This is a genomic window from Catenulispora pinisilvae (genome assembly GCF_015356865.1).
GTDB lineage: Bacteria > Actinomycetota > Actinomycetes > Streptomycetales > Catenulisporaceae > Catenulispora > Catenulispora pinisilvae.
In genome coordinates this window covers 1-18,982 of the sequence record NZ_JAAFZA010000203.1, presented here as the reverse complement: position 1 = coordinate 18,982, position 18,982 = coordinate 1, and the positions used below count along the sequence as shown (strand labels likewise).

At 71.2% G+C, this 18,982-nt stretch carries 18 protein-coding genes; 6 read left to right on the top strand and 12 right to left on the bottom strand.

Annotated features, from left to right (window positions below; genetic code table 11):
• Nucleotides 1-81: 81 nt before the first annotated feature.
• From IZR01_RS37445 to IZR01_RS37435, 3 genes are read right to left on the bottom strand one after another with little or no spacing between them, the layout of a single operon-like run.
• Complete coding sequence (locus IZR01_RS37445) at nt 82-810, bottom strand: ABC transporter ATP-binding protein (RefSeq protein ID WP_194899396.1); 729 nt, start codon at nt 808-810, stop codon at nt 82-84.
• A 13-nt stretch (nt 811-823) separates the two neighbouring features.
• A complete protein-coding gene (locus IZR01_RS37440; protein WP_194899392.1) occupies nt 824-1,780 on the bottom strand; it encodes an ABC transporter ATP-binding protein in 957 nt (318 codons plus the stop codon).
• Nucleotides 1,758-2,471 carry a hypothetical protein gene (locus IZR01_RS37435; RefSeq protein WP_194899393.1) on the bottom strand — a complete coding sequence of 238 codons (714 nt, stop codon included), beginning with the start codon at nt 2,469-2,471 and terminating at the stop codon, nt 1,758-1,760. Before IZR01_RS37435 ends, IZR01_RS37440 begins: the two co-directional genes overlap by 23 nt.
• Before the next feature lie 118 nt (nt 2,472-2,589).
• On the opposite strand from IZR01_RS37435, the gene IZR01_RS37430 reads away from it, so the two are divergent.
• Together IZR01_RS37430 and IZR01_RS37425 are read left to right on the top strand one after the other, a co-directional pair.
• Entirely contained in the window at nt 2,590-3,654 is a 1,065-nt protein-coding gene (locus tag IZR01_RS37430) for a ferredoxin family protein (protein ID WP_194926621.1), read from the top strand.
• Between the two features lies 1 nt (nt 3,655).
• Complete coding sequence (locus IZR01_RS37425; RefSeq protein WP_194926620.1) at nt 3,656-4,318, top strand: tyrosine-protein phosphatase; 663 nt, start codon at nt 3,656-3,658, stop codon at nt 4,316-4,318.
• 99 nt (nt 4,319-4,417) lie between these two features.
• Here IZR01_RS37425 and IZR01_RS37420 read toward each other — a convergent pair whose 3' ends face one another.
• Both IZR01_RS37420 and IZR01_RS37415 read right to left on the bottom strand, forming a co-directional pair.
• A complete protein-coding gene (locus IZR01_RS37420) occupies nt 4,418-6,817 on the bottom strand; it encodes a hypothetical protein (protein WP_194926619.1) in 2,400 nt (799 codons plus the stop codon).
• Between the two features lie 194 nt (nt 6,818-7,011).
• Nucleotides 7,012-9,117, bottom strand: coding sequence for a DNA gyrase/topoisomerase IV subunit B (locus IZR01_RS37415; protein WP_194898405.1), 2,106 nt, complete (start codon nt 9,115-9,117; stop codon nt 7,012-7,014).
• A gap of 322 nt (nt 9,118-9,439) precedes the next feature.
• Between IZR01_RS37415 and IZR01_RS37410 the strand changes: the two genes are divergently transcribed.
• Nucleotides 9,440-9,688 (top strand): DUF7455 domain-containing protein, encoded by a 249-nt coding sequence (locus IZR01_RS37410; protein WP_194898406.1) that lies wholly within the window; start codon nt 9,440-9,442, stop codon nt 9,686-9,688.
• Between the two features lie 180 nt (nt 9,689-9,868).
• Here IZR01_RS37410 and IZR01_RS37405 read toward each other — a convergent pair whose 3' ends face one another.
• From IZR01_RS37405 to IZR01_RS37390, 4 genes are all read right to left on the bottom strand, one after another.
• Nucleotides 9,869-10,216 carry a helix-turn-helix domain-containing protein gene (locus IZR01_RS37405; protein ID WP_194898407.1) on the bottom strand — a complete coding sequence of 116 codons (348 nt, stop codon included), beginning with the start codon at nt 10,214-10,216 and terminating at the stop codon, nt 9,869-9,871.
• On the bottom strand, nt 10,213-10,560 hold the full coding sequence (locus IZR01_RS37400; protein ID WP_194926622.1) for a type II toxin-antitoxin system RelE/ParE family toxin: 348 nt from the start codon (nt 10,558-10,560) through the stop codon (nt 10,213-10,215). Before IZR01_RS37400 ends, IZR01_RS37405 begins: the two co-directional genes overlap by 4 nt.
• A gap of 176 nt (nt 10,561-10,736) precedes the next feature.
• Nucleotides 10,737-12,425: an RNA polymerase sigma factor gene (locus IZR01_RS37395; RefSeq protein ID WP_194898409.1), complete on the bottom strand. Its 1,689-nt coding sequence runs from the start codon at nt 12,423-12,425 to the stop codon at nt 10,737-10,739.
• Nucleotides 12,426-12,753: 328 nt separating this feature from the next.
• Nucleotides 12,754-13,605 carry a FadR/GntR family transcriptional regulator gene (locus tag IZR01_RS37390; protein WP_194898410.1) on the bottom strand — a complete coding sequence of 284 codons (852 nt, stop codon included), beginning with the start codon at nt 13,603-13,605 and terminating at the stop codon, nt 12,754-12,756.
• 315 nt (nt 13,606-13,920) lie between these two features.
• On the opposite strand from IZR01_RS37390, the gene IZR01_RS37385 reads away from it, so the two are divergent.
• Both IZR01_RS37385 and IZR01_RS37380 read left to right on the top strand, forming a co-directional pair.
• On the top strand, nt 13,921-15,051 hold the full coding sequence (locus tag IZR01_RS37385; RefSeq protein WP_194898411.1) for an SPFH domain-containing protein: 1,131 nt from the start codon (nt 13,921-13,923) through the stop codon (nt 15,049-15,051).
• A gap of 3 nt (nt 15,052-15,054) precedes the next feature.
• On the top strand, nt 15,055-15,948 hold the full coding sequence (locus IZR01_RS37380) for an NAD(+)/NADH kinase (RefSeq protein ID WP_194898412.1): 894 nt from the start codon (nt 15,055-15,057) through the stop codon (nt 15,946-15,948).
• Nucleotides 15,949-16,000: 52 nt separating this feature from the next.
• Here the strand turns inward: IZR01_RS37380 and IZR01_RS37375 are convergent, their stop codons facing one another.
• From IZR01_RS37375 to IZR01_RS37365, 3 genes are all read right to left on the bottom strand, one after another.
• Nucleotides 16,001-16,534 carry a dihydrofolate reductase family protein gene (locus IZR01_RS37375; protein WP_194898413.1) on the bottom strand — a complete coding sequence of 178 codons (534 nt, stop codon included), beginning with the start codon at nt 16,532-16,534 and terminating at the stop codon, nt 16,001-16,003.
• Between the two features lie 142 nt (nt 16,535-16,676).
• A complete protein-coding gene (locus IZR01_RS37370; protein WP_194898414.1) occupies nt 16,677-17,603 on the bottom strand; it encodes a carbohydrate kinase family protein in 927 nt (308 codons plus the stop codon).
• Nucleotides 17,604-17,614: 11 nt separating this feature from the next.
• The gene (locus IZR01_RS37365; RefSeq protein WP_323746648.1) at nt 17,615-18,571 is read right to left on the bottom strand and encodes a pseudouridine-5'-phosphate glycosidase; all 957 of its coding nucleotides are present in this window, start codon (nt 18,569-18,571) and stop codon (nt 17,615-17,617) included.
• Between the two features lie 109 nt (nt 18,572-18,680).
• Between IZR01_RS37365 and IZR01_RS53715 the strand changes: the two genes are divergently transcribed.
• Nucleotides 18,681-18,982 (top strand): GNAT family N-acetyltransferase (locus IZR01_RS53715; RefSeq protein ID WP_323747215.1); only part of this gene is annotated, 302 nt, incomplete at its 3' end.

Below are 18,982 nucleotides of genomic sequence, written 5' to 3'. Positions count from 1 at the left end.
GGTCTGGGGTCTGGGCTCTAAGTCTGGGGTCTGGGGTCTGGGCTCTGAGTCCGGGGTCTGGGGTCTGGGGTCTGGGCCGGCTTACGCCAACGTCTCCGCCGCGGCTCCGACGCCCGCGCTCTCGGCGTCGGAGTCCGCCAGCAGCCTGCCGTCGCCGATGGTGATCACCCGGTCGGCGAGGTCCATCATCAGCGGGTCGTGCGTGGCCACCAGGGCGGTCACGTTCTCCGCCGCGACCACGGCGCGCAGCAGGCGCATCACCGCGCGGCCGGTCTCGGAGTCCAGCTGGCCGGTGGGCTCGTCGGCGATCAGCACCCGCGGGGAGTTGGCCAGCGCCCGGGCCAGCGCCACCCGCTGCTGCTGGCCGCCGGAGAGCTCGCCGGGCCGCTGCTTCATGTGGTCGCCGAGGCCGACCATGTTCAGCAGCAGCTCCACGCGCTCCTCCCGCTCGGCGACCGCGGTCTTGCGCAGGCGCAGCGGGATGCCGACGTTCTCGGCCGCCGACAGGATCGGGATCAGCGCGAAGGACTGGAACACGAACCCGAACAGGTCTCGGCGCAGCGCCGCCAGCTCCTTCTCCCCCAGGTTCCGGCCCGGTCCGGCGAGTTGCCTGCCATTCACGGCGATCCGTCCGGCGTCCGGCTTGTCCAGGCCGCCGATCAGGTTCAGCAGCGTGGTCTTGCCCGAGCCGGAGCGGCCGACGATCGCGCACAGCTGCCCCTCGGGCACCGCGAACGACACGTCCTCGACCGCGTGCACGGCGTTCTCCCCCGAGCCGAACGTCCGGCGCAGCCCCTCGATCTCGATCATGTCCCCCACCGGACTAGTCCTCCTCGCTCGCCGGGCTGGTGGAACCCGCGGGACCGGCGGCACCGCGCGCCAGGTCCGGCCACACCCCGATGTGGTCGGGGTTCTTCGCCACCCGCACCCGGTCCTTCATCCGCAGCGCCTCCAGGTACTCCTTCGGCAGCTGCACCCGGCCGGCCCGGTCCAGGACCGCGAACTGCTCGGCCGTCGAGTCCTCCCCGCCGCGCCGCAGCATCTCGGTCGAGGTGCGGCCGTCGCGGATCTCCACGGTGCGCTGGACCTGGTCGGTCACCTCGTGGTCGTGGGTCACCACCACGATGCTGACCCCGAGCTCGCCGTTCGCGGTGCGCAGCGCGTCGAACACCTGCTGGCTGGTGGCCGAGTCCAGCTCACCGGTCGGCTCGTCGGCGAACACCACCTCGGGGTCGTTGGCCAGCGCCACCGCGATCGACACCCGCTGCTGCTCGCCGCCGGACATCTGCCCGGGACGCCGGTCGGCGCAGTGGGCGACGCCCAGCAGGTCCAGCAACTCGGTCGAGCGGCGCCGCGCGTACTTGCGCTTCTTGCCGGCGAACCCCATCGGCAGCGCGACGTTGTCCGCGGCGTTCAGGTACGGCAGCAGGTTGCGCGCGGTCTGCTGCCAGATGAAGCCGACCGTCTCGCGCCGGTAGCGCAGCCGGTCGCGGCCCTTCATGGTGAGCAGGTCGTAGCCGCCGACCTTGGCCACCCCGGCGGTCGGGGTGTCGAGCCCGGACAGGATGTTCAGCAGCGTGGACTTGCCGCTGCCGGAGGCCCCGACGATCGCCACCAGCTCCCCGGCCCGCACCAGGAGGTCCAGACCCTGGAGGGCCTGGACCTCGATGCCGTCGGTCTTGTAGATCCGGACCAGGTTGTCGCAGACGATCTTGGCGTCCCCGCCGTAGACCTCTTTGGGCCGCGTCGCCGCGAGCTCAAGCTCCTGAAGGGTGCTCATGCGCGTTAGGACGTGCGGTCCCGCTGTGCGCGTTGCGGTCGTTATGGAACGGTGACCATCCGGTCGGGTGCGCCCCGACAGTGTCCGGCAGCCAGCCGGGCTCGCCGATCAGGCCCTTGTGCAGCGAGCCGCTGACCTGGTGCCGCGAGGGGCCCTCGGAGCTGCGGAACCAGCCCCGCAGGATGTGGATGTCCGGGACCTCGCGCTTGCACCAGGCGACCAGCGAGTCCAGCACCGCGTTGCGCTCCCCGCTGACCCGCATCATGCGCGGGAAGGACGCCGGGAAGGTGACCGCGTTCTTCATGTCGGAGACCACGCCGTGCGCCAGGTTGGAGGCGGTGCTGGCGCGGTCGTGGCTCTGCGGCCAGGGCGCCCCGAGCCGCAGGCCCTCGGTCTCCGGCTCGCCGAGCAGCACCACGTCCACCGTCCGGCCGTCCGGGGCGCCGAAGCTGATCCGGCCGGCCCGGGCCCAGACGTACAGGCGGGTCAGCGGCAGGTCGCGCACCAGGGCACCGGAACCCTCGCGCCAGCGGAGCAGCTGGACGCGCCCGGGCTGGGAGTCGTCCCAGTCCTCGCGGGCCACTGTGCGCAGCGCGCACACCTCATGGCCGTAGACGGCGGGGAAGCCGTAGCGACGGGCTTCCGGGGCGGTTGCTTCGGCGGCTTCTTCGGGTTGCCGGGTCTCGGACATGGCCACACCTACCTATCAGGGCACCCCCCGAGCTTCCTTCCTGCCACCATCGTGAACCCGCCGGCCGGCAAATGCGAGCGGTGTGGGAGGGTGCGTTTTCGGCGTTAGGGTCGAAGACATGCGTGACGATCAACTTCCGGCACCCCAGCCCCACGCGTGTTCGGTGTTGTCCCGGGAACTGGGCGAACCGGTGGCCGGGACCGGGGCGGTGGCCGGCGCGTGGCTGCTGCTGGAACAGCCGGGGCCGTGGGGCCGGGCGGCTGTCACCGAGAGCCGGCTGGACCAGAGTCTGGGCGCCGAGTTGGAGGGACGGACGGCCGGGACCGGCATTCGGCTGGCGCTGATCCGCCGGGTGGAGGACCACCACGAGCATGAGCCGGCGCACCGGCGGTGGTACGCGGCCTCGACGCATCCGAAGCGGACGTGGCTGGCGACCGGGGTGGTGGCGTATCCGACCGACCTGCTGAAGCTCGATTTCGCCGCGCTGGACGCCGGGGACCGGCGGGCGGTGGACGCTCTGGAGCATGTGTTCCTGGATACGCCGCTGCTCGGGGTGTGTACGAACGGGAAGCGGGACGCCTGCTGCGCGACGGTGGGGCGGCGGGTCGCGGTCGAGGTGGAGGCGCTGGAGGCGGCTGCTACGGCAGCCTCGGCGGCTCCGACTGCTTCGGCGGGTCTGACTGCCTCGGCGGCTCTGCCTGCTTCGGCGGCTCCGGCCTCATCCGGGCTGGGTGCCGACACCGCGCCCGCGGTCTGGGAGATCACGCACCTCGGCGGGCACCGGTTCGCGCCGACCGCGGTGGTTCTGCCGTCCGGGTACTCCTACGGCCGGCTGGACCCGGCCTCGGCGTCCCGGGTCCTGGCCTCGGCCCGGCAGGGGCGGATGGTCGTGGACGGCTGCCGGGGGCGCTCGACGTGGTCGCGTCCCGGGCAGGTCGCGGAGCTGGCGGTGCGGGACGCGCTGGACGAGTCCGCGGACGGCGTGTTCGCGGTCGCGTCGGTGACGGCCACCGCCGGCGACCCGGAGCCGGCCTGGACGGCGGTCGTCGAGCACGAAGACGGCCGGGCCTACGAGGTGTCGGTCCGGGGCTCGTACGCGCTGGTCCCGCGTCCGGAGAGCTGCGGCAAGGCCGACGGCACACCGCTGGAACTGCGGGCGGGCGGCGTCGATAAGATCCGTTGATATGACTGATGTGCCGTTGACCGGGATCAAGAACGCACGCGACATCGGCGGGCTGCGGACGGAGTCGGGGGCGGTCGTCCGGCCGCTGCGGCTGCTGCGCACCGCGCGCCTGAACCGGCCGACGGAGGCGGACCTGGCCTGGCTGGCGTCGATCGGCCTGCGGACGGTGATCGACCTGCGGCAGTCCTTCGAGATCGCGGCCTGGCCGGACGACCTCGGCGACCTGCCGGTCGAGCGGGTCAACGTGGCCCCGACGCTGGACAGCTCCGGCACCGGGACGTTCTTCGACCTCTACCTGCTGTGGCTGGACCGCAGCGGAGAGGCGTTCGCCACCGCGGTGAAGGCGTTGGCCCGGCCCGGCGCGCTGCCGGCGCTGGTGCACTGCACGGCGGGCAAGGACCGGACCGGCGTGCTGGTGGCGATGGTGCTGGACCTGCTCGGGGTCGGCGACAAGGCGATCGTCGCGGACTACCTGATTTCGAACGAGAACCTGTCGAAGGATCGGGGGGACATCATCTTCGAGCATCCGATCAGCGAGGAGCTGATCTCCGGGTCGCTGGAGCACGTGCGGGAGCGGTTCGGGAGCGTCGCGGGGTACCTGGCGGCGCACGGGGTGACCGACGAGGAGATCGCCGCGCTGCGGGACGGACTCCTGGACGGGTAGCGCGTAGCGGTCTCAGCCTTCGAAGGAGCTCAGCCCTTCGAAAGACCTCAGCCCTAAAGAAACTCAGCCCTCGAAGAACCTCAGCTCCCCGCGGAGACCTCAGCCCTCGAAGAAGTCGTGGAGGTGCAGGTCGATGGCGATGAGCCCGTCGTCACCGGCGGCGATGAGCAGCCCGTCGCCGCCGAGCGCCAGGGCCTTCGGGGCCCAGCCCAGCGGGATGGGGCGGCCGGTGCGGGCGTCGTCGAGGTCCCAGACCGTGACGTAGCCGTCGGACCAGGCCACGGCCGCGACCGGGCCCAGCTCGGTGAGCGCGGCCGTGACGGCGGTGACCGGCACTCCGCGGTCCTCCACCGGCAGCAGGCTGGCGTCGGCCGGCACCGCCCACAACCGGAAGGTGCCGTCCTGCCCGCCGGACAGCGCGAACAGCACGTCCACCTCGGGCATCCAGATGGCCGCCACCGCGGTCACCGCCCCGGAGTGCTGGTCCTCGGGATCGGCGATGAGTTCCTCGGTCCCGGCGTGCCACACGTGGACGCGGCCGTCCGCTGCGCCGAACACCAGCGCCTCGCGCGCGACCGCCACCGCGGTCACGACGGTCTCGGGCAGCACGTCGCGCACCGCCGCCACCGCCCCGCGCGGAGCCCCCGGGCCCAGCGCGGCCAGGCGGCGGCTGGAGTCGGTGAGGACCAGGCTGGGCGCGGCGTCCACGACGGCGGCGGTGCGGGCCTTGACCATCACCGGGGCCGCCGGACGCCCGATGATCCGACCGCTGCGCGGGTCGAGGCGGTAGGCGCGGGCCAGGTCGTCGATGGCGACCAGGACCTGCGGCGGGACCGGCTCGGGGTCGGGGAGCCAGGCACCGGCCGAGGAGGAGGTGACCGGGGTGAGGAGGATGCCGGGGCTGGCGTGGGCGGCCGGGGGTGCTTCGACGAGTTCGGCGACGGCGGTCGGCTGGCCTGGCTGGCTGGCTTGGCCCGGGTCGCCCGGGTGGCTTGCCAGGTTTGGCTCGGCTGGCTGACTCGGCGGCGCGGCGCCGGGGTCGGCAGGCTCGGACCCGCCGATGCCCACTGCGGCGAGGTCGTTCTTGACACCGGCCTGTGGCACCGCCGCCAAACCCGCCGCGACATCGACGACCGCGGCCGGCGGATTCACCAGCCCCGCCGCCACCGCGAGCGCCGCCACCGGCCCCGGCCACGGCATGGGCCGCGGCGTGTCCGGCGGCAGCGGACGCCAACCGGCCCAGCGGGTGAACCACGGGATCGGGTCGCCGACGGTCGCGCCGTCCGAGGGCCGCGTGCCGCGCGTGTAGGGCGCGACCGCCTCGGCCAGCGAGTGGTCGCCCACCGCGAGCGCCGCGCCGTGCAGGATCGCCGCCCGCTCGGGAATGGTCGTGGAGTTGGTCAGCGCCTGCCCGGCCACCCGCCAGGCCGCCCGCGTCCCCGGCGCGACCGCGCTGCCGAGCGCGTCGATGGCCGTGGACAACGCGGGCTGCTGCACCAGCACCAGGTTCGCCGGTTCCAGCACGATCTGGTCCGCGATGCCCTCGCGGAACGCGACGTCGAACGGCACCGCCGCGAGCTTCCACGGCCGCTCGTCGCTGGCGGCGAGCAGCCCGGCGTGCCGGTGCGAGGCCAGGCTCAGGATCTCGCGCGCCTTGGTGGGGTTCGGATACGCCTGCGGGGCCGCCGCGCCCCCGGAGGGCACCAGGTCGTCCAGCCACGCCGCGAACTCGGCCCGATCGGTCCACCGCGCCTCGCCCAGATCGATCACGGTCGCCGGCGCCTCGGCCCCGGCCGCGATCTCGGCCACGTCGGTCCGCGCCGACTCCACGATCAGCCGCACCCCGGGGACCGTCGACAACGGCGCCAGGAGTTCGGCGATCACGGCCTCGCGCGCCGAGCCGTCGCGCAGATGGCCGGCGAGATCGAGCTCGGAGATCAGGATCGTGACGCGCGACCAGCGGCCGACGTCGTCGCCGGCTATGGGCGAACTCGCCAGGTCCCAGGTGGCCGACCGGCTGGCCGGGACGCGAGCGGCCCGGTCGGCGGGGTCGTTGTTCGAACCCTGGTCACCCGGATCGCCGACCGCCGCCACGGCGACGGTCACTTTGGCAGCGGCGTCACCGGCCGCTTCAGGCACCGCGCCCAGGCCCGCGCCCAGGCCTGCGCCGAGCGTCGCTCCGCCGCTGAGCCCGTCGGCCGCGACCCCGTCCGCGACTCCCGGCCCGAACCCCGAGCCCCCGAGTCCACTCGCGGATTCGCTTCCGGCCCCCGTCACACTCTCCCGCAGCCGTCCCCCGATGGCCGCGGCCAATCCCGCCGCGCCGCCGACCGTCACCCCGAGCTGCCCGGCCAGCTGCCAGGCCAGCACCCGCGGCGTCAGCCCGCGGGCCGAGACCCACGCGAACCGTTCGTCATCGGCGGCCTGCGCCAACACCGCCAGCTCCGAAGCCGCCCACGCCAGCGTGAACGTCTTTCCCGCGCCCCGGGGCCCGGTCACCAGCAGCAGGCTCGGCGCGACCGCTTCCGCGGCCCCCGCTCCCGCCCCGGTCCCGATCCCGGCGCCAGAGACACCAGAGCCGGCGTCGGCTCGCCCCGGCCCCGTCAGCCACCCCATCACCGCCCGGCACACGGCGCCCCGTCCGGCCGGCAGCACCGAACTGGGTGCGGCCGGCCCGCCCACCGAGGCCACGGCTAGACGTCGATCCGGGATCGGTCCAGGACCGCCGCGGAGCTGATGATGAACTCCCGGCGGGGCGCCACGTCGTTGCCCATCAGCAGGTCGAAGGCCTTGTCCGCGGACTCCCCGTCGGCCACCGTGATGCGCCGCAGCGTCCGGTGGCGGGGATCCATGGTGGTCTCCGCCAGCTGGTCGGCGTCCATCTCGCCGAGGCCCTTGTAGCGCTGGATCGGCTCCTTGATCCGCTTGCCCTTCTTCATCAGCTCGGCGACCGTGCGGCGCATCTCGTTGTCCGAGTAGGTGTAGATGTACTCGTTCTTCGCCCGGCCCGCGCCGATCACCTCGATGCGGTGCAGGGGCGGGACGGCCGCGTAGACGCGTCCGGCCTCCAGCATCGGCCGCATGTAGCGGTGGAACAGGGTGAGCAGCAGGCAGCGGATGTGCGAGCCGTCGACGTCGGCGTCGGCCATCAGGATCACCTTGCCGTAGCGCGCCTGGTCCAGGTCGAACGAGCGGCCGCTGCCGGCCCCGACGACCTGGATGATGGCCGCGCACTCGGTGTTCTTCAGCATGTCGGCGATCGAGGACTTCTGGACGTTGAGGATCTTGCCGCGGATCGGCAGCAGCGCCTGGAACTCCGAGTTGCGGGCGGCCTTGGCCGAGCCCATCGCCGAGTCCCCCTCGATGATGAACATCTCGGAGCGGTCGACGTCGTCGGAGCGGCAGTCGGCCAGCTTGGCCGGCAGCGCCGAGGTCTCCAGCGCGTTCTTGCGGCGCTGCGCCTCCTTGTGCTGCCGGGCGGTGATGCGGGTGCGGGCGGCGTTGGCGATCTTCTCCAGGACGCCGCGCGCCATCGGCTTGTCGGCGCGCTTGGCCGAGGTCAGGAAGTCCTTGAACGCGTTGTCCACGACCCGGGTCACGATCCGGTTCGCCGCCGGGGTGCCCAGGACCTCCTTGGTCTGGCCCTCGAACTGCGGCTCGGCCAGCCGCACGGTGACCACCGCGCTCAGCCCCTCGAAGACGTCCTCGCGGATCACGTCGTCGTCGTTGACCTTCAGCAGCTTGCTGGCCCGCAGTTGCTCGTTCGCCGCCTTCAGCAGCCCCTTGCCGAAGCCGACCAGGTGGGTGCCGCCCTTGGGGGTGGCGATGATGTTCACGAACGAGCGGATCACGGTGTCGTAATCGGTGCCCCAGCGCAGCGCCACGTCCACGGTCAGCTCGCGCTCGATGTCGGCCGGGGTCATGTGCCCCTGCTCGTCGAGCACCGGCACGGTCTCGGTGAACTTGCCGGAGCCGGTGAACCGCAGGGTGTCGGTGATCGGCCGGTCCGGGGCCAGGAACTCCACGAACTCCGAGATGCCGCCGGCGTAGGAGAAGACCTCCTCGTTGTCCCCGCCGTCCCGCTGGTCGACGACCTTGATCGTCAGCCCCGGCACCAGGAACGCGGTCTGCCGGGCCCGGGCGTGCAGCTCCTCCAGGACGAACTCAGCGTCCTTGAGGAAGATCTGGCGGTCCGGCCAGAACCGGGTGCGGGTGCCCGTGGGGGAAGCACCCTTGGCCCGGGAGACCTTGCCGACCTTGCGCAGCCCGGATTCGGGCTTGAACTTGCTGTCCGGACCATCGCCGGCGAACACCCCGGGGATGCCGCGTTGGAAGGAGATCGCGTGCACGCTCCCGGAGCGGTCGACCTCCATGTCCACGCGCGAACTCAGCGCGTTCACCACCGAGGCGCCGACGCCGTGCAGCCCGCCGGAGGCGGCGTAGGAGCCGCCGCCGAACTTGCCGCCGGCGTGCAGCATCGTCATCACGACCTCGACGCCGGAGAGCCCGGTCTTGGGCTCCACGTCGACCGGGATGCCCCGGCCGGAGTCCTTGACCTCGGCCGACCCGTCCTTGTGCAGGATGATCTCGATCTGCTCCCCGAACCCGGCCAGCGCCTCGTCCACGGAGTTGTCGATGATCTCCCACAGACAGTGCATGAGACCACGGCCGTCGTTGGAGCCGATGTACATGCCCGGCCGCTTGCGGACCGCGTCCAGTCCCTCGAGGACAAGGAGGTGCCGCGCGGTGTAGGAGCCGTCCTTTTCGGTGGACGGCGCGGGCCTGCCCTGCGCACTCACTTGCGGACCTTCCTCTCCCTCGTCGATCCGTGATCGACTCACGTCACTCGAACATAGTTTCGCATCAATGGTAGCGACGGCAGGGCCAGCGTACCGGGAGCCTCCCCCCGGCGAGACCATGTGACCGGGACAACACTCTGATGGGAGAACACTCACCCTGTGTGCCGTCGTCGACACCGAACGTTGAGTTTCCTCATGGTTCGTCCCCTTTCCCCGTACGCTCTGAGCGAACGTGACGCTTTCGACGCCGAATCACTAGCGCGGGAACACCGAACGCCTGCTTTGATGTTGTTCCGGGTACCACACAGAAAGCAGGTGCGACGTGACCACTGCAGTCCTGACTCCGACTGAGCCCCTGAAGGCTTCCGACCGCTGCGACCGCTGCGGTGCTGCTGCCTATGTGCGCGTCGTCCTGGGTGGCGGCGAGCTCCTCTTCTGCGCTCACCACGGCAAGAAGTACAGCGAGAGCCTGGCGAAGGTAGCAGTCGAGATACACGACTTCACCGACAAGCTGATCGAGACCGAGACCAAGACCACCACCGCGACCGCCACCGCTGAGGACGAGCGCTGAGGGTTCAGCGCGGCGATACCCGGCCCTGATTGCGTAGACCTGTAACGGACGATCCGATAACGGCTACTGCATGTTGCGAAAGGCCCCGGCTCCTAATGGAGCCGGGGCCTTCGCTGTCTGTGAGCTGAGTCACAGATCGGCTCGGTTGTTTCGTTGGACTCGCTGTCCGGTCGCGGGTCGTCACGCAGCCGTCATGTCGCCCGGCTCCGAGAACGCCAGCCGCTCATCGCCGAAGTCCGCGACGATCTCCAGCCGACCACCCAGCGCCTCGACATACGCGGCCAGTGTGCGCAGCTCGGTGGCTCCGTCTTTGGCATGCTCGATCGCGGAGACCCGCCCCTGGCTGATCCCCATCCGCTCCGCCACCTCAACCTGGGTCAGCCCCATCCGCCGCCGCATCTCAGCCAGGCGGAAGGCACGCTGCTCAGCCCGCAGCCGTTCCATGCCGGAAGCGATCTCGGCCTGATCCCGGGCATCAGGGAAGAACTCGTCGAGGAACCCTTGCCGGTCGTAGCTATGGGTGCTCATCGTCCTTCTTGCTCCTTCAGATATGCGGCGTAGCGGGCCTCCGCCAGCGGCACGGCAACGCGATACCAAGCATTCCACTGCCCGGCCTTGTCCCCGGCAACCAAGAGCACTGCCCGGCGCCGCGGGTCGAAGACAAACAAGATCCGCACCTCGCTCCGCCCCGTCGAGCCTGGGCGGAGCTCTTTCAGATGGTGCAACGCCGCGCCGTGGATACGGTCCGCCAACGGTCGGCCGAGTTCCGGCCCCGCCTCCAGCAACATCGAAATTGCCTGCCCCACGAGCAGGGCCGTCGAGCGATCGGTCCTACGCAACTCGTGCAGCCAAGCCCGGACCTCTGGAACCATCTCCAAGCTATAGCTCACGAGCGTCTACCTTTCTCCGAATATTACGCTTGCATAATATTCGGGGCAAACGCGCAGGCCCCCGCCCCCCACACGAGATCCTTCCAAAGGGTGAAGACAGCGAAGGGGCCCGGAGCAAACCACGCTCCAGGCCCCTGCCGACGAAACCGCCGGGACTCCTAGTCCAAGTAGTCCCGCAGCACCTGAGACCGCGACGGGTGCCGCAGCTTGGACATCGTCTTGCTCTCGATCTGCCGGATCCGCTCGCGCGTGACCCCGTAGACCTTGCCGATCTCGTCCAGCGTCTTCGGCTGGCCGTCGGTCAGGCCGAACCGCATGGAGACCACGCCCGCCTCGCGCTCGGACAGCGTGTCCAGCACCGAGTGCAGCTGCTCCTGCAGCAGCGTGAACGACACCGCGTCGGCCGGGACGACCGCCTCGGAGTCCTCGATCAGGTCGCCGAACTCGCTGTCCCCGTCCTCGCCGAGGGGGGTGTGCAGGGAGATCGGCTCCCGGCCGTACTTCTGGACCTCGACGACCTTCTCGGGCGTCATGTCCAGTTCCTTGGCCAGCTCCTCCGGGGTGGGCTCGCGGCCCAGGTCCTGGAGCATCTGGCGCTGGACGCGGGCCAGCTTGTTGATGACCTCGACCATGTGGACCGGGATGCGGATGGTCCGCGCCTGGTCGGCCATGGCGCGGGTGATGGCCTGCCGGATCCACCACGTCGCGTAGGTCGAGAACTTGTAGCCCTTGGTGTAGTCGAACTTCTCCACGGCGCGGATCAGACCCAGGTTGCCCTCCTGGATCAGGTCCAGGAACAGCATGCCGCGGCCGGTGTAGCGCTTGGCCAGGGAGACCACCAGGCGCAGGTTCGCCTCCAGCAGGTGGTTCTTGGCCCGGCGGCCGTCCTCGGCGATGATGTCCAGCTCGCGCCGGAACTCCGGGGTCAGCGGCTCGCCGTCGTTGAGCTTCTCCTCGGCGAACAGGCCGGCCTCGATGCGCTTGGCGAGCTCCACTTCCTGCTCGGCGTTGAGCAGCGGGACCTTGCCGATCTGCTTGAGGTAGTCCTTCACCGGGTCCGCGGTGGCACCGGCGGAGGCGACCTGCTGGGCCGGGGCGTCGTCCTCGTCGTCCGACAGGACGAAGCCCTCCTCCTTCGGGGTCGCCGGCCCGTCGGACTCGGTCGTCTCCTCGCCTTCCTCGCCGTCGGTGGCGGCCTCCATGTCGGGGCCGTCCTCCTCCAGCTCCAGCTCCAAGTCGACGTCTTCCTCGACTTCGGCGTCCTCGCCGTCCTCGCCCTTCTTGCCGGACGCCGCCTTCTTGGCCGGCGCCGCGGTCTTCTTCGCCGCCGCCTTCTTGCCCGGATCGGCATCGGCATCGGTTCCGTCGGCGGCCGAGGCCGCCTTCTTCGCCACGGTCTTCTTGGCCGCGCCCGGCTTGGCCGCCGCGGTCTTCTTCACCCCGGCCTTGCCGGCCTCGGTGTCCGCTTCGTCGGAAGCGCCGTTCGCGGCTGCGACGGCCGGTGCGGCGGTCTTGGCGGCGGCCTTCTTGACCGTCGTCGCCTTGGCCGCGGTGGCCGTCGTCGTCTTCTTGGCCGCGGTCTTGTTCGCCGCGGCGACGCGCTTGCGCGGCACCCCGGCACTCTGGGCGGCGTTGACCGTCAGGTCGACGCCCTCCTCGTGCAGCACGGTGGTCAGGGCTCGCATTACGCTCTTAGCCTTGGCCATCGGGATGTCCGCCTCTTCAAAGGCTTGCCGCACCTCGTCTGCGGCGATGTGTCCCTGCGCCCTGCCCCGCTCGATGAGCGCCACGAGGTGGGCGGACTCGGCGATCTCGGCGGGCAGTGGACGGGAAGTGCTGGCCGACACGAAAACCCTCTCGCTACTGGATGGCAACCACCCGCTTCCGACGTGAGCCGGGATACGGTCCGCAAGTCCTCGCGGGCCGTCTTGCTCTGTGCCGGGTTCGTGTGGAAGATTCCGATCGCGCCGCGGCTCCAACCGGTCGCACCCGGTCGTTCCGCATTGCACGCGACATAGCATTGTGGCACGCCGATGTATTCCCCCGGCACCGGATACCCGGGATCGGTGGGCACCGCCTTCCTGCACGCCCTACGACGTCCCCCGAGGCGGCGGTGCCCCGCACCACTGATCACGCCCGCCGGTCACCGACCGGGGCGGGCCGATCACCGGTCGTTCACTGTCCCCGCTGTCCGGGCAGCCCGTAGGCCGGGGCCGGCTCCTCCAGCTGCGTGGCGAGCATGGCACGCATCACACTGGCCGCGGCCGCGCCGTCGCCGGCCGCCACCTCGTCGGCCAGCCGCTGGTGCGCCGCCGCGCCGCCGTCGGTCATCGGCCCGCACGACCGGCGCCGCATGCCCGCGCTCTCGGCCGCCCCGGTGACCACCCGCGCCAGGTGCTCCACCATCCGGTTCGGGCACTCGGCGACCAGCAGCGCGTGGAACTCGCCGTCGGCCTTGGCGTAGCCGGGCTGGTCGCCGTTGGCGGCGGCCTGCTTGAGCAGCACGGCCAGCTCCGAGAGCCGGGCCGCGGCACCGTCGGAGAGCCGGCCGGCGGCCAGCTGCGCGGCCAGCGGCTCGAAGGCACAGCGCAGTTCGGCCAGTTCGCGGCACTGGTCCAGGCCCGCGACGCCGGCCGCCCGCCACTCGATGACGTCCGGGTCCAGCAGGTTCCACTCCGGCACCGGACGGATGCGGGTCCCGACGTTCGGCCGCGCGGTCACCATGCCCTTGGCCTCCAGGACCCGCAGCGACTCCCGGACCACGGTGCGCGAGACCTCGAAGCGGCGGCCGATCTCCTCGGGCACCAGCGGCCGGTCCGCGCCCAGCTCGCCGGCCACGATCATCCGGCCGAGCTGCTGGACCAGCTGGCCGTGCAGGCCGCGGGCCTGGGTGCCGGCGCGCAGGGACAGGTAGGAGTCGGCCATGCCGCCGGCCGCGGCGGCCAGGGTGTTGGCGACGGGTGAGGGCGAGGCGGGAAGGGAGTCGACGGGCGCGAGGGTCCCGGTCATGTGTGTAGGAATGCTCATGTTGTTGTCGTCGGCCGCACTGGGGGCGGACTTGAGGATTCTTAGCCGATAGTCGGGCCGATGTCACCCGTCGGAATGATCACCCGCAGGTCGGGGCCTCGCCCTTCGGGGCGGATCAGGGCGTTTCCTCATAGCGGTCCGGCCTGGGCGTCGAGTATGCGGATGTTGAGTCTCCCAACGGCCGGGGAGTCCATTTTCGTCAGCTTGACGATAAGAGGTGCGGAGGACTACCGTCGCAGCGTCTTGAAAAGGCGTTCGACGTACTAGCCGACGTACTAGCCCGACGCACTAGCCGACGTACCAGGGGGAGAGAAAATGGCGGACATCACCAAGCGGCTGTTCCTGAGCCACTTCCGGGGCAGCCCGACGAACCACGTGGTGCACCTGCGGCGCGGCCAGGTCGCGCACGAGGGCACCGGCCAGGCCTTCTGGTTCCGGCCGCTGACCGCGGTGCTGGCCGAGGTGCCGGTGGACGACCGCGAGCTGCCGATGCTGTTCCACGCCCGCACCAAGGACTTCCAGGACGTCACGGTGCAGGCCTCGATGACCTTCCGCTTCGTCGACCCGGCCCTGGCCACCCGGCGCCTGGACTTCGCCGTGGACCCGGTCTCCGGCCAGTGGCGCACCACCCCGCTGGAGCAGGTGGCGATGCTGCTCACCGAACTGGCCCAGCAGCACGCGCTGACCCTGATCGCCACCCTGGAGCTGGCCGACACGCTGGCCTCGGGCACCGCGGCGGTCCAGGAGCGGATCACCGGCGGGCTGGCCGCCGACCAGCGCCTGACCGAGACCGGGATCGGCGTGCTCGGCGTCCGCGTGGTCGCGGTGAAGCCGGAGGCCGACGTGGAGCGCGCGCTGCGCACCCCGACCAGGGAGCTGATCCAGCAGGAGGCGGACCGGGCCGGCTTCGAGCGGCGGGCGCTGGCCGTCGAGCGGGAGCGCGCGATCACCGAGAACGAGTTGCAGAGCAAGATCGAGTTGGCGGCGCGCGAGGAGCAGCTGGTCGCGCAGGAGGGCACGAACGCGCGGCGGCGGGCCACCGAGCAGGCGGCCGCGGCGCGGATCGCCGCCGAGGGCGACTCCGACCGGGCCCGGATCGCAGCCGAGGGCGAGGCCGACCGGGCCCGGATCAGCATGGCGGCCAACGCCGAGCGGGCGCGGATCGTCGCGCAGGCGGACGCGGACGCGCTGCGGACCCGTTCCTCGGCGAACGTCGAGGACCTGCGGGCGGTGGGGGCCGCGCAGAACGAGAACGAGGCGGCGAAGCTGGCCGCTTACGCGGGGCTGGACCGGAGCGTGCTGTTCACGCTGGCGCTGCGCGAGTTCGCGGGGCAGCTGCCGGAGATCGGGACGGTGAACCTGACGCCGGATGTGGTGACCGGGCTGCTGACGAAGTTGGCGGGTGGTTCGGTATCGAGCGGTTCCGCGCAGAGTGTGGAGTCCTGAACCATGTCCGTGGCGCCTCGGGTGGTCGTCGTGCACCGGCACAGCGAGCGGGACGAGCTCGTGACCGAGCAGGGAACGTGGGGGCAGGCCGAGTTCGTCCAGAAGCGGCGCGGGATCTCGCTGTCGTCTGTGAAGAAGCGGCACGACATGCTGAGCGGCGCGGTGCAGGCGGTCTCCACGGGGATCCCCAGGGAGTGGCGCCGGGGCACCGTCGAGCGCGCCGACCTCCCGCGGTTCCTGTTCGAGCCGGAGGACGTCGTGGTGGTGGTCGGCCAGGACGGTCTGGTCGCCAACACCGCGAAGTACCTGGACGGCCAGCCGGTGATCGGCATCGACCCCGATCCGGGGCGCAACATGGGGGTCCTGGTCCGCCACTCCCCCAAGGACTTCGAGTCCTTGCTCGCGCGGGTCGGCGCGGGCAAGGCCCGGTTCGAGGCCCGCACCATGGTCTCGGCCGCCACCGACGACGGCGAGTCGTTGCTGGCCCTGAACGAGGTCTACCTCGGGCACTCCGGGCACCAGTCCGCGCGCTACCTGTTGAGCACTCCCGAGGGCGAGGAGGAGCACCACTCGTCGTCGGGGCTGCTCGTCGGGTCCGGCACCGGCGCCACCGGCTGGCTGCTGTCGGTCTCCCGGCAGCGCGCACAGCGGATCGCGTTGCCGGAGCCGACCGATCCGGAGCTGGGGTGGTTCGTGCGGGAGGCGTGGCCGGGCCCGGCCACCGGCGCCTCCCTGACCGAGGGACTGCTTCCGGACGGAGCGGAGCTGACGATCCGCATCGAGGGCGAGTCGCTGGTGGTGTTCGGCGACGGGATCGAGGCCGACCGGCTGGCGCTGGGGTGGGGGCAGACGGTGCGTATCCGGGCCGCTGAGCGGCATCTGCGGCTGGTGGTGTAGCCGCGCCTACGGGGAGCGCCAGGGGCGCTCTTAACGCGCGGCTAGCCCACGACTAGCGCGCGACGCTGTAGTCCAAGACCAGGTGCCCGGTCGGCGACGCGACACCGCGCACCAGCTCGAACGACGTCGGCGGCAGGCCGTCGAGAAGCCGGCGGCCCTGCCCCGCGGTCTTGGGCGCCACCACCAGCTTGAGTTCGTCGACGAGCTCCGCGGCGAGCAACGCCTGCGCGACGGTGATGCTGGCGTGGACGCCGATGTCGCCGCCGGGCCGCTGCTTGAGATCGCGGGCGAAGTCGACCAGATCGCCCTCGATCACCGTGGAGTTGGCCCAGTCCTGGTCCAGCGGCGTCGAGGTCGCGACGTACTTCTGGACGCCGTTGATGAAGCCGGAGAACGGCTCCATGTCGGCGTCGGGCCAGAACGACGCCCATTCGGCGAAGCTGCGGCGGCCGAGGATGACCGCGTCCTGGGACTCGATGACGGTACTCAGATTGGCGTCCAGGACGTCGTCCCAGCCGAAGAAGCGGTCCGGGTCCTCGGCCACGCCGTCGAGCGACAGCAACTCGTACACGACGATCTTCCGCATGTTCTCTCCCTGGTCGGCGGACCTTCCACTGGCCTGGGTGCTCCCGGCCGCTGGCCTCGATGCTCCCAGGTCCCACGGCCGCCCGCCGACTTCTACGCCCCGCCGACGTCTACAGCCGCCGACTTCTACGCCCCGCCCACTTCTACGGCCGCCCGCCGACCTTCCGGATCACCCGGGCCGCCAGCCGGCACCCGGCCGCCAGCGCCTCCTCGGGGTCCTCATCGCGCATCCACGCGGCCAGATACCCGGCGGCGAACGCGTCCCCCGCTCCCGTCGTGTCGATCAGCTCGCCCGGCCCGAGGCGTTCGGCGGGGACGCGGATGGTCCGGTCCAGCAAGGCGTCGTGCCGCACCACGCCGTCCGCGCCCAGCTTGACCACCACCTGGTGGCACAGCTCCGTCAGGGCCCTGGTGGCGGCGACCGGATCGTCGTCGATGCCGGTCAGGACCGCGGCCTCGTCGCGGTTGGCGATCAGCATGAACGGGTCGCCGATCCAGTCCAGGAAGCAGTCCGGGCCCACCGCGGCCAGCGGGCCGGCGGAGGCGACGTCCACGGACGTCGTCATCTGCCGCCGTCGCGCCAGGTCCAAGGCCGCCACGCCGGCCGCGCGGGTGGCCGGGTTGAGGATCGTGTAGCCGGACAGGTGCAGGTGGCGGCCGGGGACGAACTCGTCCTCGGGGAGGTCCATCGGGGTCAGCGCGCAGTTGGCGCCGGGGTCCGGGACCATGGTGCGCTCGCCGGTCGGGTCGACCAGGACCACCACCGTGCCGGTGGGTCGGGACGGGTCCACCTTCAGCACCGTGCGGACGCCGCCGGCGCGCAGCAATTCGGCCGCCTCCCGGCCCGGCAGGTCGTCACCGACGCAGCCCACGAACAGCGCCTCGGTGCCGGTGGCGGCCAGCCAGGCGGCGGTGTTGGCGGCCGACCCGCCGCCGCGCATGGTGATCCGGCCGGGACTGTCGGAGGCCGCGACCAGCTGGCCTTCCAGCCGGGCCAGGACGTCCACCATCAGGTCGCCGATCACCAGGATCGGCGCCGACGTCTCGGCCGGGAACAGCGGCAGGACCATCGGCGGCGCGGCTACTGGCTCGGGGCGGCGGCGATGATCTCCGCGGCGATCCGGGTGGCCAACTCGGCGTTCCGCTTGACCAGGAGCACGTTGGCGCGCAGCGACTCGCCGTCGGTCTCGCGGTGGAAGAACTCCAGCAGGAACGGGGTGACGTCCTTACCGGTGACCCCGCCCTTCTCCGCGGCGGCCAGCGCGTCGGTCAGGATCCGGTCGTGCAGCATCGGGTCGATCTGGTCCTCGACCGGGATCGGATTGGCGATCAGCACCCCACTGGACACCGCCGGCCAGGCCATCTGCCAGTGCTGCAACACCGCGTCGGCCAGTTCCTCGGCGAAGTCGAAGCTCCACTCCAGCGGGTAGCCGCTGTCGGTGAGGTAGAAGCCGGGGAACTGGTTCGTGCGGTAGCCGTAGACCGGGACGTTCAACGTCTCCAGGCGCTCCAGGGTCGCCGGGACGTCCAGGATCGACTTCACACCCGCGCACACCACGGCCATCGGAATCCGGGACAGCGCGGTCAGGTCCGCCGACTCGTCCCACGTGTCCCGCGCCTGCCGGTGTACACCGCCCAGACCACCGGTGGCGAACACGTCGATGTCAGCCTGCGCCGCCAGCGACGCGGTGGCCGCCACGGTGGTCGCCCCGTGCAGCCCCTTGGCAGCGGCCACACCCAGATCCCGCACGCCGAGCTTGACCACCGCATCGGACTCGGCGATCAGCCGCAACTCCTCCTCGAACAACCCGACGCAGGGCTTACCGTCGATCATCGCAATAGTGGCCGGCACCCCACCGTGATCGCGCACCGTCTGCTCGATCTCCCGCGCCACCCGCAGATTGTCCGGACGCGGCAGCCCATGACTGATGATCGTGGACTCCAGCGCCACCACCGGCGTGTCCGACTCCAGCGCGTCGATCACCTCGGGGTGGATCCGAAGCCCCTCGCCGTCCCCTGTCACGACGGTTGATGACACAGCCTGCCTCCTACCAGCCCGACGACATAAAGCCGATGGGCATAAAAGCGGTCCCGGTTACGCTGATGCGAACACTACTGAAGATCGTAGAGGGAGCCGGAGGCGGGTTGTGAGCGGCGAGGTCAGCGGCGAGGTTCCTGGCAAGGTCACCGTGGTCGAGAACAAGGAGCGCGGGCGGTACGAGGCGCGGGTGAATGGGGCGCTGGCAGGCGTCCTCGCCTATTCGGTGCGGGACGGGGTGGCGGTCATGCCGCACACAATGGTGGAGCCGCAGTTTGAGGGGCGCGGGATCGGGGCGCTGATGGCGGAGACGGCGCTGGATGATGCTCGGGCGCGGGGGTTGAAGGTGGCGCCGCAGTGTTGGTTTGTTGCGGCGTTTATAGAGAAGAGTCCTGAGTATCAGGATTTGGT

Excerpts from the sequence above, each read along its gene's own strand:
- IZR01_RS37385 (WP_194898411.1), top strand. The coding sequence starts at position 13,921 with ATGGCGGACATCACCAAGCGGCTGTTCCTGAGCCACTTCCGGGGCAGC.
- IZR01_RS37440 (WP_194899392.1), bottom strand. The coding sequence starts at position 1,780 with ATGAGCACCCTTCAGGAGCTTGAGCTCGCGGCGACGCGGCCCAAAGAG.
- IZR01_RS37445 (WP_194899396.1), bottom strand. The coding sequence starts at position 810 with ATGATCGAGATCGAGGGGCTGCGCCGGACGTTCGGCTCGGGGGAGAAC.
- IZR01_RS37425 (WP_194926620.1), top strand. The coding sequence starts at position 3,656 with ATGACTGATGTGCCGTTGACCGGGATCAAGAACGCACGCGACATCGGC.
- IZR01_RS37435 (WP_194899393.1), bottom strand. The coding sequence starts at position 2,471 with ATGTCCGAGACCCGGCAACCCGAAGAAGCCGCCGAAGCAACCGCCCCG.
- IZR01_RS37380 (WP_194898412.1), top strand. The coding sequence starts at position 15,055 with ATGTCCGTGGCGCCTCGGGTGGTCGTCGTGCACCGGCACAGCGAGCGG.
- IZR01_RS37400 (WP_194926622.1), bottom strand. The coding sequence starts at position 10,560 with ATGGTTCCAGAGGTCCGGGCTTGGCTGCACGAGTTGCGTAGGACCGAT.
- IZR01_RS37430 (WP_194926621.1), top strand. The coding sequence starts at position 2,590 with ATGCGTGACGATCAACTTCCGGCACCCCAGCCCCACGCGTGTTCGGTG.
- IZR01_RS37405 (WP_194898407.1), bottom strand. The coding sequence starts at position 10,216 with ATGAGCACCCATAGCTACGACCGGCAAGGGTTCCTCGACGAGTTCTTC.
- IZR01_RS37375 (WP_194898413.1), bottom strand. The coding sequence starts at position 16,534 with ATGCGGAAGATCGTCGTGTACGAGTTGCTGTCGCTCGACGGCGTGGCC.
- IZR01_RS37390 (WP_194898410.1), bottom strand. The coding sequence starts at position 13,605 with ATGAGCATTCCTACACACATGACCGGGACCCTCGCGCCCGTCGACTCC.
- IZR01_RS37370 (WP_194898414.1), bottom strand. The coding sequence starts at position 17,603 with ATGGTCCTGCCGCTGTTCCCGGCCGAGACGTCGGCGCCGATCCTGGTG.